Here is a 16,188-nt window from a genome sequence, read left to right as displayed (position 1 = left end):
GCTTCACCGGCCAATGCTGGCCAGCTGCTCTGGTTGCGCAGCTTGCCACCTATAATGCCTGCTCTTCAATCCGCGTCGGCACACTGAGAATCTATGGAAAACCTGGGGCTGGGCAAGGTCTTGCTCGTTGAAGACGACGAAAAACTGGCAGGGCTGATCGCGCATTTCCTGTCGCAGCATGGTTTCGAGGTGCGTGTGGAGCATCGCGGCGACGAGGCCCTGGCGGCGTTCCTGGACTTCAAGCCGAAGATCGTTGTGCTCGACCTGATGCTGCCCGGGCAGAGCGGCCTGCACGTGTGCCGCGGGATCCGCGCGGTGTCCGACACGCCGATCGTGATCCTCACCGCCAAGGAAGACGACCTGGACCATATCCTTGGCCTGGAGTCCGGTGCCGACGACTACGTGATCAAACCGATCAAGCCTCCCGTGCTGCTGGCGCGCCTGCGTGCCCTGCAACGTCGGCAGGCGCCGGAGCCGACGGTGCGCGGGGCCCTGGCCTTCGGGCGCTTGTCCATCGATCGCAGTTGCCGGGTGGTCAGCCTGGGCGACGACAAGATCGACCTCACCACCATGGAGTTCGAGCTGCTGTGGCTGCTGGCCAGCAATTCGGGCACGATCCTGTCCCGCGATGACATCCTCAACCGTATGCGCGGCATTGCCTTCGATGGCCTCAACCGCAGCGTCGATGTGTACATCAGCAAACTGCGCGGCAAACTCAACGACAACCCACGCGAGCCGGTGTGCATCAAGACCATCTGGGGCAAGGGCTACCTGTTCAACCCGTTCGCGTGGGAGGTCTAGATGCTGCGGCTCTACATCCGCCTGTACATCATCCTGGCGCTGGGCCTGGCGGGGGCGATCTGGCTGGTCAACTACACCTACGACGAACTGCTGCCTGAAGCCAATGAGACCTTTAACCGCGAAGCCATGCGTGGCCCGGCCTATGGGCTGGTCGAGCAATTGCGACCACTGCCGGCGAGCGCGCGCGAGGCCCGGGTGCGCGAGCTGCAGCCCTATTACGGCCTGCGTCTGGACCTGGTGCAGCGCGATGAACTGGGGTTGAGCCAACGCGAGCGGCAATTGCTCGCAGACGGGCAATTGGTGGTACGTGGCGATTTCATGGAGTTCATCGCCACGATCGACGGTGGCCCGCAACTGCTCAATATAAAGCTGCCCGAAGAGCCTAAATGGCTGTACCTGTGGGCCTACGGCCTGCTGGGGTTGAGCCTGGCGGTCGTGCTGTATTTCTGGGTGCGTCCGCACTGGCGCGACCTGGAACACATTCGCCTGGCGGCGCAACGTTTTGGTAACAACGACCTCAGTTCACGCATCCTGTTGCCACGCCGCTCCACCGTGCGCGCGTTGGCCGGGCATTTCAACCAGATGGCCGAGCGCATCGAAAGCCTGATCGCCAACCAGCGCGACTTGACCAACGCCGTGTCCCATGAGCTGCGCACGCCGATTGCGCGCCTGTCGTTCGAGCTTGACCAGCTCAAGCAACAGAGCGACCCGCGCCAGCGCGGCGAATTGATCGCGGACATGTATGCCGACCTCGGCGAGCTGGAAGAAATGGTCTCCGAGCTGCTTACCTACGCCAGCCTGGAGCGTGGCGCCACCCAGGTCACCCGTGAGCGCATCGAGGCCCACAGTTGGCTCGACAGTGTGATCGGCAGCGTGGCGCTGGAGGCTGAGGCCGCCGGCATTCAACTGTCGTTGCGCACCTGCGAGGTGGATTTTATCGAGATCGAACCGCGCTTCATGGCGCGTGCGGTGATCAACCTGCTGCGCAACGCGATCCGCTACGCCGAGCGCCGCGTGGAGGTGTCGCTGGTCAAATTCGGCAGTGGCTATGAAGTGCGGGTCTGTGACGACGGTCCCGGCGTGCCGGAAGAAGGCCGTTCGAGGATCTTCCAGCCCTTCATGCGCCTGGACGCCAGCCGCGACCGTCGCACCGGCGGCTTCGGCCTGGGCCTCGCGCTGGTGCAGCGGGTGTCGCAGTGGCACGGCGGCCAGGTGCAAGTGCTGGATTCGGAATGGGGCGGGGCGTCGTTCCGGATGACATGGGCGTATGCCGACTAGAAGGTGTATTCGATCGCGCCCATCACCGACGTCTGCAGCCGCCGCTCCACGATCGGGCTCTTGCCTGCTTCATCCGCCAGGTACTGCACGTCCAGCAAGGTCGAGAACCGGGTGTGTTCGCTGATCGGCAGGCTCCATACCAGGTTCATGCCATTGCTGATATTGCCCGCACCCGCCTTGTAGGCCTGGAAGCGGCTGCGCGCGGCCTGGCCAGTGGTCACGCCGTACCAGGTCTGCAAGTAGTTGCGGTCGCCAAAATGGCTGTTGAGGCTGGCATCGACGGAGCCGTAGCGGCCTTCATAGAGCTGGGTGCCGAGGCTCAGTTCCAGGTGGGTAAACGCCTTGCCGCTGTCCTTGTGATCGTCTTCCTTGAGGGCGTGCTCAAGGGTTGCGCCGACGACCACCCTGCCCAGGTTGTAGCGGGCACTGACCCCCAGTTGCGCACGTGACTTGATCTCGCCCATGCCTTTGAGGCGTTTGGCGCCCGCGTGCATGGACGCGTCTTTATCCTTGCGCGATTCACTGGTGCCGACGTAGGCGCTGAAGCTCAACGCATTGCCTTCGTAGCCCCAGCCCAGGCCTTTGTCGGTGTCGAGGAAAATCCCCCAGGGGCTGACGACGGCGGCGCCGACCACGGGCGTGGTCCTGCGTTCGTCGCTGCCGCTGTAGCGCGGCAGGTTCGCCACGCCGGCCTTGAGGCTGTAGGCCCAGTCCTCGGCCAGCACGTTGTCGGCGCCGGTTAGCAAACACAGGGAGGTGAAGGACAGGCAAAGGTGTTTGGCATTGATCAGGGTTTTCATGGGCTCAGAAACTCAAGGAGGGGTGGGTACGTTTGAAGGAATAGCCCGAAGCGCTCAGGCCGTTGATCTGGCGGCTGACGGTGTCGCCCAGGCCGTAGCCGGTACCGGCGAGCACCGCATGGGCGTTGTCCACGGGCAGCAGGATGTAGTCGGTCAGCGGTTCGTCGTGCAGTTGGCCGCGAATCACCAGAAAACCTTCTTCCAGGCGCACGCTGATGCCGCTCAAAGGCGCATCGGGTTCGTGGGTATTGAGCACTTGATAGGTGCCGACGGTGTCGGCCCAGGCCAGCGACAGCGGCGGCGGATTGATGCGCTCACCAATAGCGACGCGCTGGCCGTGGCTGCGCGCGGTGAGCATCTGCCGGCCTTGTACGGTAATTACGTCAAGCTGCACGCGGCCCAGTTCGCCCAGGTCCTTGAGCCAGAAGCCCAGGACCTTTTTTTGCGCGCGCAGCCAGCCGTGGTTGTCCCGCAGCAGCTCGAAGTCATGGCCGGCCAGTTCGCCGTGCAGTCGCTGGGCATCGTCTTTGATTCGGAAGATTCCCCAGGCGGTGGCATAGAACCCGGCCAGGCGTTGGCGGTCGACGGCGGCCGGCACCTGGCGCAACTTCAGTCCATGGCGGGGCGCCTGGCAGTCGTCGCCGCACACCGCCTCGCCGGTTTGCGCCTGGAGCATCAGGCGCAGGGTATCGGTGGCGAGTGTGGCGACCATATCTTCGGCCTTGCTGTCATTGGCCATGATGATCACAGCCAGCTGTTGGTCCGGCAGCAACGTCAGTTGCGCGGCAAAATCATCGCCACCGCCACTGTGCTGGAAGGCGCGCACCCCAGGGCCCACCGGCTCGTCACCGCAGGGCGCAAGAAACCAGGCCAGGCCGATCTGGCAATCGAAGTCCAGGGCGTTGCCGGTGTTCTGTTGGGTAAACATTTCATCGATGGAGCGGCTGGCCATTACCCGGTTGCCTTTGTACAGCCCCTTGGCAAAGAGCATCTGCACGTAATGGCCAAGGTCCTCGGGGCTGGCCCACAACCCACCGGCGGCCAGGTCACGGACTTGCGCGTCGGTGCTGGCGATACCGTCCTCATACCCCTGTGCGCGGTAGCCCGAATGCGCGGCGGTACCGACAAAACTCGCGTGGTTCATCTCAAGGGGTTTGAGCAGGCTGTGCTGCAGCTGGGTTTCAAACGCATTGCCGCTGCTGCGCTCGATGGCCGCCCCGACCAACGCATAACCCAGGTTGGAGTAGGCCACTTGCGTGCCGGGCGGTGTGCTCAGCCAAACGCCGGACAGGCGCAACGGCATCTGTCCCATGGCGAAGCCGGTACGCAGGTCGCGCAAGTGTTCACTGGGAAGGCCGGATTGATGACTGAGCAGGCGACGCAAGGTGATGTCGCGGTCGGCGGCTTGTTGATCGTCATGAAAGCGCGAGCGCACATGAAATTCACGCAGCGTTTGCTGGATCGGCGCATCCAGCGCCAACCGCTTGCGTTCGACCAGTTGCAGGGCGGCGCTGGCGGTAAGGAGTTTCGAGATGGCGCCCGCCCGGAAGGCGGTGTTTGGCGTCACTGGCACACCCAACGCTTTGTCGGCCATGCCGAAGCCGCGGGCCCAGATCAATTCCTGGCCTTTCACCAGTGCAATCGACAGGCCCAGGGTATTGGCCTGGGCCATGTCGCGGGGGATGCGGTTTTGCAGGTAGCGGATAATCGCGCTGTAATCGCCCTTGGGAACCGGCGGCGGCGCAGGTGGCTGCCCATGGCAGCCGATACTGCCCAACAGGCAACCGAGCAGTGGAATACCGCGCAATGAGCGAAGCATGAAGAGCACCCGGCAGGTGGTTTGGAGGCTCGAATGCTAGGGGCGCGGCGCCTGGGGGTCTTTGACAGCTTTGTCGAAAAACTGTCAAAGACTGTTAACGGGCGAGCCCTGGTGGATCCTGTCAGTGCAATACACGCTGGAGGAACTGCCGAGTCCTGTCCTTCCGTGGCTCATTGATGACCTGGCGCGCGTCACCGACTTCACAGATCAGCCCGTTATCGAAGAACGCAATCCGGTCTGCGGATTCGCGCGCGAAGGCAATATCGTGGGTCACCATGATCAGGGTCATGCCGGAGTCCTTGAGTTTGCGGATGGTATCCAGCACTTCTCCCACCAGCTCGGGGTCGAGGGCGGAGGTGACTTCGTCGAACAGCATGTAGTCTGGCTGCATCGCCAGGGCGCGTGCGATTGCAAGCCGTTGCTGCTGGCCTCCGGACAGGCTTGCGGGGCGCATGTCTGCACGATTGCCCAGGCCGACGAAACTCAAGTGCTCATGGGCCAACTGCATGGCTTTGGCCTTGGGGATTTTCTTGACCAGGCGCGGTGCCAGCGCCACGTTTTCCAGCGCGGTGAGGTGGGGGAACGCGTTGTATTGCTGAAACACGATGCCGAGTTTCTGGCGCAGCTTATTCAGATCCGTTCCCTTGGCGTGCACATCCGTACCGTCGACCACGATTTTGCCGCCTTGGATCGGCTCCAGGCCATTGATGCATTGCAGCAAGGTGGACTTCCCCGAGCCACTGGCGCCGATCAGGCACAAGACTTCACTTTTGCGGATCGTCAGGTTGACGCCCTTGATGACTTCGATGGGGCCGAAGCTTTTGCGGACATTCGAGATATCAATCATGGCGCATTACCTTTTCAAGATGGCGGCTGTAGCGGGAAATGGGGTAGCAGATTGCAAAGTAGAAGAGCCCGGTGCCCGCGAGTACCAGGAGTGCTTCATTGGAGCGGTTGATCAGGATCTGCGAGGCTCTGAGCAGCTCGATATAGCCCACCACACTCACCAGCGCGGTATCTTTGGTCAGGCCTATCACCGTGCCGATCCAGCCAGGAAACAAGGTGCGCAAGGCAAGAGGTGCGGATACGTGGCGCAGCGTCTGCCAGTAGCTCAGCCCAAGTGACCGGCTGGCCTTTTTCAGTTGGGGTCGGACCGATTGCAAGCCCGAACGGACCAGCTCCGAGGTCAGCATTCCCATGTAGAGACTCAGAACGATGACGCCGATGAGCAATGGGCTTATCCCGAAACCGGCCATGGCGAAGAGGCTGTTGACCAGGATGAACTGGATGATCAACGGGATGCTGCGAAGGACATTGACTAACGGCGCCAGTGCGAGCCGGGCGACGACTGATTCGTGGCGAAGCCAGCCGACCAGCAGGCCAAGCAAGGTGCCAAAAAACGTGGCCAGCAGCGTGAGTAACAAGGTGTGCCAGATACCGGTCAGCACAAACGGAATATCGCCCCAGTGCAAACCTGAATACGCCAGTTGAAATTGCATGGTTGTCTACCCCTTGAAAACGCGCCAGAAAGTGAGTCGGGCGCCGCCCTCGATCAGCTTGGACATGAGGTAATACATCACCGCAGCAATGATAAAGAACTCGAATGTCCTGAACGATTCGGACTGCGCTGCCTGCGTTGCACCCGTGAGTTCGCGCAAGCCGATGATCATGCCCAGCGAACTGTTAAGCAGTGCCCAGTTGAGCTGGTTGACGTACGGGAAATAGACAATTCTGAACAACTGCGGAAAAACCACGTGGGTGTAGGCGGCGAACGACGAAATACCCAGTGATCGCGCAGCCGTATGTTGTTGCCTTGGAATGGCTTGCAGTCCTCCGCGAAAGATCTCCGCCAGGTACCCCGCGTTGTTGAACGACAACGCCAACAGCATCGCCGTGTAGCTGGAGAAGTGCAGCCCCACCGCACCCAGGCCGAAATAAATCATGTACACCTGAAACAGCGCCGGGGTATTGCGGGCGACTTCAACCCAGGAAGTGGCAAGGGCGTTGCCGAGGCCTTTTTCGTGTTTGCGCAACAAGGTCAGCGCAAGGGCGATCAATGTGCCGGTGACCATCGAAAGTACGGTGAGGGCCAGTGTCGTTTTGGCGCCCTCGATAAGCTCGGGAAGCTTTTCCCAGACCATCGACCAGTAATACGTGTATCCAAACATAGCGCAGACTCCGGGCAGGAGCGGCCGAAACGGGCCGCTCGAAGGGTGGGTTAGTAGTCCACGCCGGCGACCGTGAGCGAAGGCGCCTGGCCTTCACCGAAGTAATGCGCATACAACTCTTTGTAGCGACCGTTCTTGACCTGGGCCCAGACAAAGGTCTTCACCCAGTTGAGCATCTGCGTGTCCGACCTTTTCACGGCGATGCCGCACAGGTCAGGAGGCGTAGGAGCGACGCCCTTGATCGCAAGCGTAGGGAATTGACCGCTCTGAACCAGCGCTGCCGCCGATGCGTTTCCGATGATCACGCCGTCGATCTTGCCTTGGGCCAGTGCCAGGTAACCTTCCGCTTCGCTGCCGAAACCCGTGTAGCTGCCGTTCTGGTCATTCCAGCCTTTGCGCAGCACCTGCAGCTCCTGCTCGGTTGTCGTGCCCGTGACACCGCCAATGTGGCGGCCTTTCAAATCCTGGAAGCTCTCGATATTGGCGCCTTTGCGGGTGAGCACTACGTTGGTGTAGTTCACGTAGGGCTGGGAAAAGCTCACGCTCATGGCGCGTTGGGGAGAGATCGAGGCGGAGGCAATCAGCACGTCGATACGATTGGATACCAGTGCGGGGATGCGCTCGGAGGAGGGCGTCTCGACAATGACAGCCTCCGCTCCGAGGGCATGGGCCATGTCCTTGCAGTACTGAACATCGTAGCCGTCCGGCTCGTTGGCGCGGTTGCGAAAGCCCGCCGGTGGATAGTCGAGCTGCACGCCACACCTGAGGGTTTTGGACGAAATAACCTGGTCAAGGGTCGAGTTGGCAACGGCTGAAGCCATGAAGGTGGCGGCGGCGAGGGCGAGCAGGAGAGAGGCGCTTACGTGGCGTGCAGTGTTCATATGAATCCCCGATCTGGTTGGCATTGTTTTTAGGGGTGTAGTTGATGTGTAGGTTGTATCCAATCTTCGAAGTCCAAAAAATCTACCAAATGTTTATTAGTGGAAAAAGAGCGGTGGGGTTTTTTTCAAAGCGCGCAGTATCAAAAACTCTATTTATAGAAAAAATAAGTATATTTTTCAGTGGCTTAATATCAAAAAAAAAGATGTTGCAGGCTATGAATTGTTTCAGCGTTTGGCAGATGAGAAGCAGTGGATTGACAAAATATGTTTAATGTATCCAATCTACATGAGGCCATTTTGCCGGTCGATCCGACCCTGATCGGGTTTCACTGGCGCATCTGTTTCATCTGAGAAGGGGTGTGATTCATGAGGCACGTCATCGTCATAGGCGCCGGTATCGTGGGGCTCGCAACGGCGCATCACCTGCTGAAGGAAGGCGTCAGAGTCACCGTGGTCGACCGCGACCCTGAAGGTGACAAGGCGTCGTTCGGTAATGCCGGTGGCATCGCGGTCACGGAAGTGATTCCGGCCTCGATTCCGGGTGTGTTATGGAAGGTGCCCGGCTGGTTGTCGGACCCCTTGGGCCCCTTGGCGATACGCCCAAGCCATGCGCCCAGGCTGCTGCCTTGGCTGTTGCGTTTCGCCGGTGCGGGCAAGCCGTCGGAGGTCAAGCGCATCGCGGCGGCATTGACGGCGCTTAACGCCCGGGTCTATGAAGACCTCCTGCCACTGCTCGCCGAACATGGCCTGCACGAAGAGCTCCAGCAGTTTGGCGCACTGACGGTTTACGAAAAAGCGGCGGCATTCGACAAGGATGCGGCGCAGTGGGACCTCAGGCGAGCTTGTGGTGTTGAGGTGCATGCGCTCAGTGGCAACGAAGCACGCGACATCGAGCCTGCGCTCGGTCCGTCGATTACCCGTGGTGTGTTTATGCCGCAGTGGTCGCACGTCAAGGACCCTAAAACCCTGGTCGATAAGTTGCGCCAGTCATTGGCAGCCCGAGGCCTCTTTATCCAGATCGGCGAGGTCTGCGGTATCCATTCGGGCCTGGAGCGCGACGCAGTATCGGTATGCCTGAGCGATGGCCGCAGGTTACTGGCCGACAAAGTCGTGGTAGCGGCCGGTGCGTGGTCCGGTCTGCTGGCTCGGCGTATTGGCGACAAGGTCCTGCTGGAAAGCGAGCGAGGCTACAACACTACGCTGCCAGCGCCGGGTGTCGCCCTGTCCAGGGAAATTATTTTCGCCGAACGCCATTTCGTTGCTACGCCATTGAGTTGTGGCTTGAGAATTGGCGGCGCGGCTGAGTTCGGCGGGCTGTACGCACCGGCGAATTTCAAGCGCTCGCAGGCCTTGGCCAGGCTGGCCGCTCTGTACCTCCCCGGGCTGCGCTTGGAGGGCGGCACCTGCTGGGCCGGACATCGCCCGGCGACCCCTGACAGCTTGCCCGTTATCGGGGTGTCGCCGCGTAACCCCGCCGTCATCTATGCATTTGGCCACGGGCACCTCGGCCTGACTCAGGCTGCGACAACCGGGCGGTTGGTCAGCGATATCGCCCTGGGCAAGCCGCCTTTGGTCGACCTTGCACCGTATGCAATCAGCCGTTTCAACTAAGCCGTCCAAAAAAGGAAGTTCCTATGTCTCGTCATACGTTCTTTTGCATCGATGCCCACACCTGCGGTAATCCGGTACGCGTTATTACTGCCGGAGGACCTTTGCTGCCCAATGTCTCGATGGCTGAAAAACGCCTGATTTTCCAGCGTGAACATGACTGGGTACGGCAGGCCTTGATGTTCGAGCCCCGGGGCCATGATGTGATGTCAGGCAGCATACTGTATCCATCGTCGCGTGAGGATTGCGACATCGGCGTGTTGTTCATCGAGGTCAGTGGGTGCCTGCCCATGTGCGGTCACGGCACCATCGGTACGGTGACCGCAGCGCTGGAAGCGGGCCTGGTGATGCCAAGAGTTGAGGGCACGCTGGCAATCGAGGCGCCGGCGGGGCGTGTTGCGATCGACTACGTGAGAAGCGGTGCAACTGTGGAGCAAGTCCGTCTCTACAATGTTGCCAGTTACCTGCACGCAGCCGATATCGAACTTGAGGTGCCCACCCTGGGTAAATTGAACGTCGACCTGGCCTACGGTGGGAATTTCTACGTCATCATCGAGCCACAGGCGGGTTGGGCGGGCCTGGATTCCATGGCTGTCAGCGAAATCGTCAGGCTGAGCCCGCTGGTGCGCCAGGCCGCGCAGGCGCTGCTGGCTCCGGTGCATCCGCTGGACAGCCGTATCCAGGGCGTCAGCCATGTGATGTGGTGCGATAAACCCAGAAACCCGAGCGCCCATGCGCGCAACGCGGTGTTTTATGGCGACAAGGCCATCGATCGTTCGCCGTGCGGCACCGGTTCGTCGGCGCGCATGGCGCAGATGGTCGCCCGAAACCGCTTGAAGGTGGGCGATGAGTTCATCCACGAGAGCATCATCGGCACGCTGTTTGACTGCAGGGTCGAATCAGCGACGCAAGTTGGCGCTTTCGCAGGCATCATGCCGAGCATTGCGGGATGGGCTCAGGTCATTGGCCATAACACGATTTTTGTGGATGAGCGCGACCCGTTGGCGCATGGGTTTCAACTGGGTTGAATCCTGTAGTGAGCGGGCTTGCCCCGCGCTGGGGGGGCGAAGCCGCCCCGAAACCAGTCGACCCCGTTTCATCTGACACGCCGCAGCGTTCCGATTAGGGCGGCTTCGCCACCCGGCGCGGGCGGTACGACGATTCGACAAGCCCCCACTACAAGTTTCTGTTCCCGCTCGCGTTCAAACCTGGGTGTCTTTGTCGCGTTTTTTCTTGAGCAGGGTGACCAGGTCGGCGCCGGCGCGCTGAATGTGCTTGCGCAGGAACTGGACTGCTTTCCTCACATCACCGTTTTCACACAGTTTGAGCAGCTCACGGTGGTCGACTTCGGCTTCTTTTTTTCCGGCGGTCAGCAACAGTTGCAAGCGGATGTAACGATCCGTCTGAATGTTGATGCCTTGAACGATAGCCAGCGTTTGCACGCGGTCAGCCGCGGCGTACAGGCTTTCATGAAACAGCCAGTTGAGCTTGCCCCATTGCGCAATGTCATCGTCCAGGTAGGCGGCTTCGAGTTGCGGCAGCAGTTGTTTGGTAGCTGCGAAGTGTGCCTCCGTCATGTTCGGCAGGGAACGTTCCAGCAGCTCCGACTCCAGCAATGCGCGCAGATCAAACAGCTCCGCGATCTGCTCCAGGGGAATGGACTTGACCACCGATCCTTTATGAATCTGCGTCGTGATCAAGCCGGAGGCTTCCAGTTCCTTGAACGCTTCGCGCACCGGCATGCGGCTCACACCGTACTCGGTTGCAATGGTTTCCTGGATCAGCGACTCACCTTCCTTGAACTCTCCGTTAAGAATCCGCTCACGTAAGGATTCCGCCAGGGTTTCGGGCAAGCTTTGACGTTTGATGCGCAGATTGGGCAAAGGCTGTTTTTTAGGCATTCTTCAAGCTACTGACAGGTGAATGGATCCAGGATTCGTGATCCTTAGCGGTCGATCATAACCCAGGCGCACCGATGTAGGACCCTTCCAGTAGCTGTGAGCGAAACATTTCAACCCGATGCTCAGTCAGGGTTCAGTCCGGCCGTCCACTCGGCGGCTAATGCCGAATGGATTGGCGTCCTGGAGTATTGGGGGCAACAACGCCTCGGGGAAATCCTGGTAAGACACCGGCCGCAAAAAACGATTGATTGCCAAGCTGCCCACCGAGGTAGTGCGAGGGTCTGACGTGGCCGGGAAGGGGCCGCCATGCACCATGGCGTTACACACCTCCACGCCTGTACCAAAACCATTGAGCAGAATGCGGCCGGCCTTTTTCTCCAGGGTCGGCACCAGCGCACCAAGGTGGGGATAATCGTCGGCACTCGCGTGAACCGCGATCGTCAGCTGCCCCTCCAGCGCTTCAATCACCTGCAGCAATGTGTCTGCATCAGGGCAGCGAACAATCAGGGACGAGGCGCCAAACACTTCGTGGCGCAGTGCGGTGTGTGCCAGGAACGCATGCGCACGGGTGGCGAACAGCGCGGCCTGCCCTTGAAGGCATTCACCCGGTCGGCCTCGGCCAAGTAGCTCAACATCAGGCTGCGCCCGCAGTTTTTCGACACCCTCGCAAAAGCCTTCGTAGATCCTGCACGTCAGCATGGTTGCCGCAGGTATTGCGCTCAGGGAGGTGACTGCCGCGCGCTCGAAGGCCGCGAGTGGCGGGCCTTCGATCGCCAGGATCAATCCCGGATTTGTACAAAACTGGCCTGCGCCCACGGTGAGTGAGGCGATAAAGGTGTCAGCGATAGCCGCGCCGCGCTCGGCCAATGCGTGCGGCAGTAACACCACAGGGTTGATCGCGCTCATCTCTGCGTAGACTGGGATAGGCTCCCTGCGTGCCGCCGCGATATTCATCAAGGTGACGCCTGCGTGTTGCGAGCCTGTGAAACCGACAGCCTTGATCCGGTGGTCGGCAACCAGTGCCTGGCTGATGCTGTGCTGCGAATCGAATATCAGGGAAAACACGCCCTCTGCAAGGTTGCATTCGCGTACCGATCGTTGAATTGCCTGGCCCACCAGCTCAGAGGTGCCTGGATGCGCCGAATGCGCTTTAACGATCACGGGGCAGCCGGCGGCCAGTGCGGAGACCGTATCGCCCCCTGCAACCGAAAACGCCAGCGGAAAGTTGGAGGCGCCGAATACGGCAACCGGGCCAATGCCAATATTGCGCAGGCGGATATCCGCGCGAGGCAGTGGCGTACGGTCCGGGCGTGCCGGATCGATACGCACGTCCAGGAAACTGCCCTCGCGAACAACCGATGCGAACAGTGCAAGCTGGCTGATCGTGCGTGCCCGCTCGCCTTCGAGTCGCCCACGCGGCAGCCCGGTTTCGGCCATGCAGCGCTCGATCAATGCATCACCCAGCGCGAGGATATTGCTGGCGATGGCTTCCAGGAAAACTGCGCGACGCTCTGGCGTCGTTTCGCGGTAAGCATCGAAAGCCGCCTGCGCAAGGGCGCAAGCGTTTTCGAGATCGTCTGGCGTGGCGCCGCCGAAAGCCGGTGCCAACGTTTCGCCGGTAGCGGCGTCGATCCCATGGATCTGGCCGTTTTTACCGCGAACTGTCGTCTGGCCGATCAGCATTTCACCGGTGATTGACATAACAAGCCTCGCTCAATGGAAAAATGAGTGTGTGGTTTCTGTATAGGAGGTGGGCCCCAAGCCAAGGCAGGGGCCCGCGGGGGCTACCCGCGAACAGCGAGGGTGTCGATAGCTTTTTGCACGGTGCTGATCACGTACTCGCGCTCCTGGCCGACCAGCGCCAGGCGTGGCGCGCGTGTCCACTCCGGGGCCCCATAGACCAGGTGTTCGGCCAGTTTTATGTATTGCACCAGCTTGACGTGTACATCCAAATGAAAGGACGGCGTCAGGATGTGGTACAGCTCACGGGCCTCACTGAAACGTTGCTGGGCGCAGAGCTCAAAGAGCTTCACGCACTGCGCCGGCCACACGTTGGTCATGCCCGATACCCAACCGGTGACGCCCAGCGCGCTGCTTTCGACGATCAGGTCGTCGACCCCGCAAAAGATACTGAAGCGATCACCGAAGGCGACGTACATGTCGGTCACACGCCGAATGTCTCCGGTTTCTTCCTTGACGCAGACAATCTCGGGAGTATCCACCAGATCTGCCAGGATCGCCGGGGTGCAGTCGACCCCGTAGGCGATCGGATTGTTGTAGATCATGATCGGCAGGTCGGTGGCACTGGCGATGCCCTTGTACCACTCCACCGTTTCACGGTGGTCGGTCTTGTAGCCCAGGCTGGGGAAAACCATCAGGCCTTGTGCACCAAAGCTCTTGTAGAGCGCTGCATGTTTCTTCGCGGTGTGCAGGGTGATTTCGGCAAGCCCGCACAGCACGGGCACGCGGCCGGCGGCGACTTCGACCGCCGCGCGAATAACCGACTCACGCTCCGGCATGCTCATGGACGCATTCTCGCCCAGCATCGGCAGGACGATAACGCCGGAAACGCCGTTATTGATCAGGCGATCGATGCTGGCTTGGGTTGCTGCCAGATCGACCTCGCCATCCTCAGTCAGCTTGGTGGTGACCGCGGGGAAAACGCCTTTCCAGATTGCCATTTCAAGTACCTTTTTTTGTTGTGGTTTGTGGGGGTGAAATTGCGCTTAAATTGTCAACTGTATCCAATCTACAATTTCGCGATTTCGCCTGTCCACACAAGGCTTGATTTTTTTATGGCAAAAAAAGTCCGTGGCGCTGAACGGGCAGCCCGCGCCGTTCATGCCATTGGGCAACAAACTCCTTGGGGTATTTGTCGAACTGCAGGTCGTGGCTTCTCCTACAGCGCCTTCGACCCGAGCATCAGGTGTATATGCCTCGGCGGCACCGGCGTGTCGATCGCCGAGTCAAACGGGCGAGTCAGCTCCAGGCAGTGTCCTCGGCGCCGGCTTCAACTGGTTCGATCCAGCTGTGGCAGCGGGCTTGCCCGCGAAAGCAGTGGTTCAGTTGGAGCATCCTGACTGGCGCACTTCACTTGCATTGCAGGCAGGGTCACTGTTCAGCTCAGGTGTTTTTCTGACATCAACGTGGCTATCAACACGCGAAAGGAGATGGGCACTGCCTCCACTTCGCGCATCAGGATACTGCGCCCATGAACCGCCCGAGGCTTATTGAGTTTCACCCACTGCACATTGCGGTCGTAGCGTATGCCGACGTATCCCCCGATGGTGCTCTCTAGCCTTTAAAACGTATTTCCCGATAGCGCTCTACGGCTAAATGCCAAGCGGCGTTGCCAAGCAATTGCTCATGCAGAGCCTGTGCGCATGTCACCAGTTGTTCCTGGGCAAGCTCGTCGTAGCCCGCGCTCGCCAAACGCTCGGGTAACCGAGCCTGAGCAGTTGCAAACTGATTGGCCCACAGCTCAATGCGTTGCGAGACTTCTCGCGCCGCTTGCGCCGACGAATAGCCCTGGGTGTGTCTCAAATGGGTAAGGAGGTTGTAAATATCGTCGTCAGGGTTCTCCATGATTCGAAAAGACAGCAAATCGTTGACTGCTTTAAACAAGTTCAGGGCGAGGCTCCGCAATTCCTGCCAGGGTTGGCTGTAATACAGGGATGACGGTAACTGAATGTTTTGGACCATGTAGGTGAACTCCAAGCACACCTGGAATCCGCCGGCGTTCTGCCACAGGCTTTGAAATCCGTCGATTCCTGGCTGAGTGTTATGTGTGCGATGCATCAGCGCTGTTGCACAGGGCAAAAGGTAGTTTAAATATTGTTCGCCAACCCGCTCCTTCCAGAGTGGCGGCATCAGGCGGGCTGCTCGTCGGATGATATCCGCGAGCGCTGCAGCAAGCGGCCGGCGGTCAAGCGTATTGGCGGTGAAGGCGCTGTTATAGGCCCCGCGAATCAGTTGCTCCAAGGTTTCGGGGTTCTCGCAATCCTCGTCGGCAAAGTCATCCTGGCAACTGAACCAGCCGACCAGATCGGAAAGAATGCACAATATCTCAAGGGGCGCTTTACTCCACATGTAACTGGCATACCGGCCGGGATCGTAGATGTCCAGCTGTCGCGCCGCATGAGGGGTGTCTTCCAGCCCCATATTCTTGAGCCATTGCCGAGTATGTTGTTGGGCTTGGTTGGTGAAGGGGCTAAGCGGATAGGACTCTCTTTCAAAGCAGAGCGGCAGACGGAAAAGGGCACTGCTTGCGGCCCCCCCCGCGACGGGCGAGGGCCGGTTGGCATCCCGCAAAGGGCTTGCCAAAGTTGCCATTTCAGGCAATCCCCAACGCCCGAGGATAAGGTGGAACCAAACCGTGAAGGTTTCGGGTGCGCGTGTCAATTCATCCTGTAACGCCAGGGGGTGCACCCAACGGTAGGCTTTGGCTTCATCAGGGTTCAAGGTGGGTTCAGTCACGCTGCGGCCTACCAGCACATGATCGTACTCGTGCTCCGTCATCCCCTCCATAAGTTGTTTCTGATAGATAAATGCGAAGTGCTCAGACAGTTCACACGTCAGCCCCATTTCCCCCATTAATCGTCGTTTTGCAGCGTCCAATGTCTTTTCCCCGAGACGCGGATGTCCGCAACATGTATTGCTCCATAAGCCTGCAGAATGGTACTTACCATCTGCTCGTTGTTGTAACAACAAGCGGGACTGTTGATCAAATATAAAAATCGAAAACGCGCGGTGGAGAAAACCCTTCTGATGCACGCGCAACTTTCCGGCAGTGCCGATCTGCCGGTCTTTAGGGTCGACCAAGATGAGTAATTCTTCCATGCGTAGATATTCCTGAATAACAGTAGAATGATATATAGCCTAGGCTCGCAAGGAGCACGCGCACCGATTTATATCGGTTTGGAATGATGAAAA

14 protein-coding genes and 1 pseudogene are annotated in these 16,188 nt (G+C 59.7%); 4 read left to right on the top strand and 11 right to left on the bottom strand.

Going from position 1 to position 16,188, the window contains the following annotated elements; genetic code table 11:
* Window positions 1-93 precede the first annotated feature (93 nt).
* Both KVG91_RS24855 and KVG91_RS24850 read left to right on the top strand, forming a co-directional pair.
* A complete protein-coding gene (locus tag KVG91_RS24855; protein ID WP_169376903.1) occupies window positions 94-801 on the top strand; it encodes a winged helix-turn-helix domain-containing protein in 708 nt (235 codons plus the stop codon).
* The gene (locus KVG91_RS24850) at window positions 802-2,079 is read left to right on the top strand and encodes an ATP-binding protein (protein ID WP_169376904.1); all 1,278 of its coding nucleotides are present in this window, start codon (window positions 802-804) and stop codon (window positions 2,077-2,079) included. It begins immediately after the preceding gene.
* Here the strand turns inward: KVG91_RS24850 and KVG91_RS24845 are convergent.
* The 6 genes from KVG91_RS24845 to KVG91_RS24820 form a co-directional block, all read right to left on the bottom strand.
* On the bottom strand, window positions 2,076-2,879 hold the full coding sequence (locus tag KVG91_RS24845) for a MipA/OmpV family protein (RefSeq protein ID WP_169376905.1): 804 nt from the start codon (window positions 2,877-2,879) through the stop codon (window positions 2,076-2,078). The genes KVG91_RS24850 and KVG91_RS24845 overlap by 4 nt on opposite strands.
* A 4-nt stretch (window positions 2,880-2,883) precedes the next feature.
* Window positions 2,884-4,698 (bottom strand): serine hydrolase domain-containing protein, encoded by a 1,815-nt coding sequence (locus tag KVG91_RS24840; protein WP_169376906.1) that lies wholly within the window; start codon window positions 4,696-4,698, stop codon window positions 2,884-2,886.
* A gap of 121 nt (window positions 4,699-4,819) precedes the next feature.
* Window positions 4,820-5,545: an amino acid ABC transporter ATP-binding protein gene (locus KVG91_RS24835; protein ID WP_169376907.1), complete on the bottom strand. Its 726-nt coding sequence runs from the start codon at window positions 5,543-5,545 to the stop codon at window positions 4,820-4,822.
* Window positions 5,538-6,197, bottom strand: coding sequence for an amino acid ABC transporter permease (locus KVG91_RS24830; RefSeq protein ID WP_169376908.1), 660 nt, complete (start codon window positions 6,195-6,197; stop codon window positions 5,538-5,540). The genes KVG91_RS24835 and KVG91_RS24830 overlap by 8 nt, the downstream gene beginning before the upstream one ends.
* A 6-nt stretch (window positions 6,198-6,203) precedes the next feature.
* Window positions 6,204-6,866, bottom strand: a complete 663-nt coding sequence (locus tag KVG91_RS24825; protein WP_169376909.1) for an amino acid ABC transporter permease — start codon at window positions 6,864-6,866, stop codon at window positions 6,204-6,206.
* A gap of 50 nt (window positions 6,867-6,916) precedes the next feature.
* Window positions 6,917-7,747 (bottom strand): transporter substrate-binding domain-containing protein, encoded by an 831-nt coding sequence (locus KVG91_RS24820; protein WP_169376910.1) that lies wholly within the window; start codon window positions 7,745-7,747, stop codon window positions 6,917-6,919.
* Window positions 7,748-8,113: 366 nt separating this feature from the next.
* On the opposite strand from KVG91_RS24820, the gene KVG91_RS24815 reads away from it, so the two are divergent.
* Window positions 8,114-9,358, top strand: coding sequence for an NAD(P)/FAD-dependent oxidoreductase (locus KVG91_RS24815; RefSeq protein ID WP_169376911.1), 1,245 nt, complete (start codon window positions 8,114-8,116; stop codon window positions 9,356-9,358).
* 23 nt (window positions 9,359-9,381) lie between these two features.
* Complete coding sequence (locus tag KVG91_RS24810) at window positions 9,382-10,383, top strand: 4-hydroxyproline epimerase (RefSeq protein WP_169376912.1); 1,002 nt, start codon at window positions 9,382-9,384, stop codon at window positions 10,381-10,383.
* A 174-nt stretch (window positions 10,384-10,557) separates the two neighbouring features.
* On the opposite strand, the gene KVG91_RS24805 is transcribed toward KVG91_RS24810, so the two are convergent.
* From KVG91_RS24805 to idi, 5 genes and pseudogenes are all read right to left on the bottom strand, one after another.
* Complete coding sequence (locus tag KVG91_RS24805; protein ID WP_169376913.1) at window positions 10,558-11,256, bottom strand: GntR family transcriptional regulator; 699 nt, start codon at window positions 11,254-11,256, stop codon at window positions 10,558-10,560.
* Window positions 11,257-11,382: 126 nt separating this feature from the next.
* Window positions 11,383-12,957, bottom strand: a complete 1,575-nt coding sequence (locus KVG91_RS24800; protein WP_169376914.1) for an aldehyde dehydrogenase (NADP(+)) — start codon at window positions 12,955-12,957, stop codon at window positions 11,383-11,385.
* 83 nt (window positions 12,958-13,040) lie between these two features.
* Window positions 13,041-13,937, bottom strand: coding sequence for a dihydrodipicolinate synthase family protein (locus KVG91_RS24795; RefSeq protein ID WP_169376915.1), 897 nt, complete (start codon window positions 13,935-13,937; stop codon window positions 13,041-13,043).
* A gap of 112 nt (window positions 13,938-14,049) precedes the next feature.
* Window positions 14,050-14,242: pseudogene (locus KVG91_RS27745) on the bottom strand (GFA family protein); the annotation flags it as partial.
* A 308-nt stretch (window positions 14,243-14,550) separates the two neighbouring features.
* Entirely contained in the window at window positions 14,551-16,095 is a 1,545-nt protein-coding gene (gene idi, locus KVG91_RS27740; protein WP_225927053.1) for an isopentenyl-diphosphate Delta-isomerase, read from the bottom strand.
* Window positions 16,096-16,188 lie beyond the last annotated feature (93 nt).

It is taken from the genome of Pseudomonas azadiae (assembly GCF_019145355.1).
Taxonomy (GTDB): domain Bacteria; phylum Pseudomonadota; class Gammaproteobacteria; order Pseudomonadales; family Pseudomonadaceae; genus Aquipseudomonas; species Aquipseudomonas azadiae.
The sequence above is the reverse complement of the archived record's forward strand: the minus strand, read 5'-3'. Positions and strand labels throughout refer to the sequence as shown.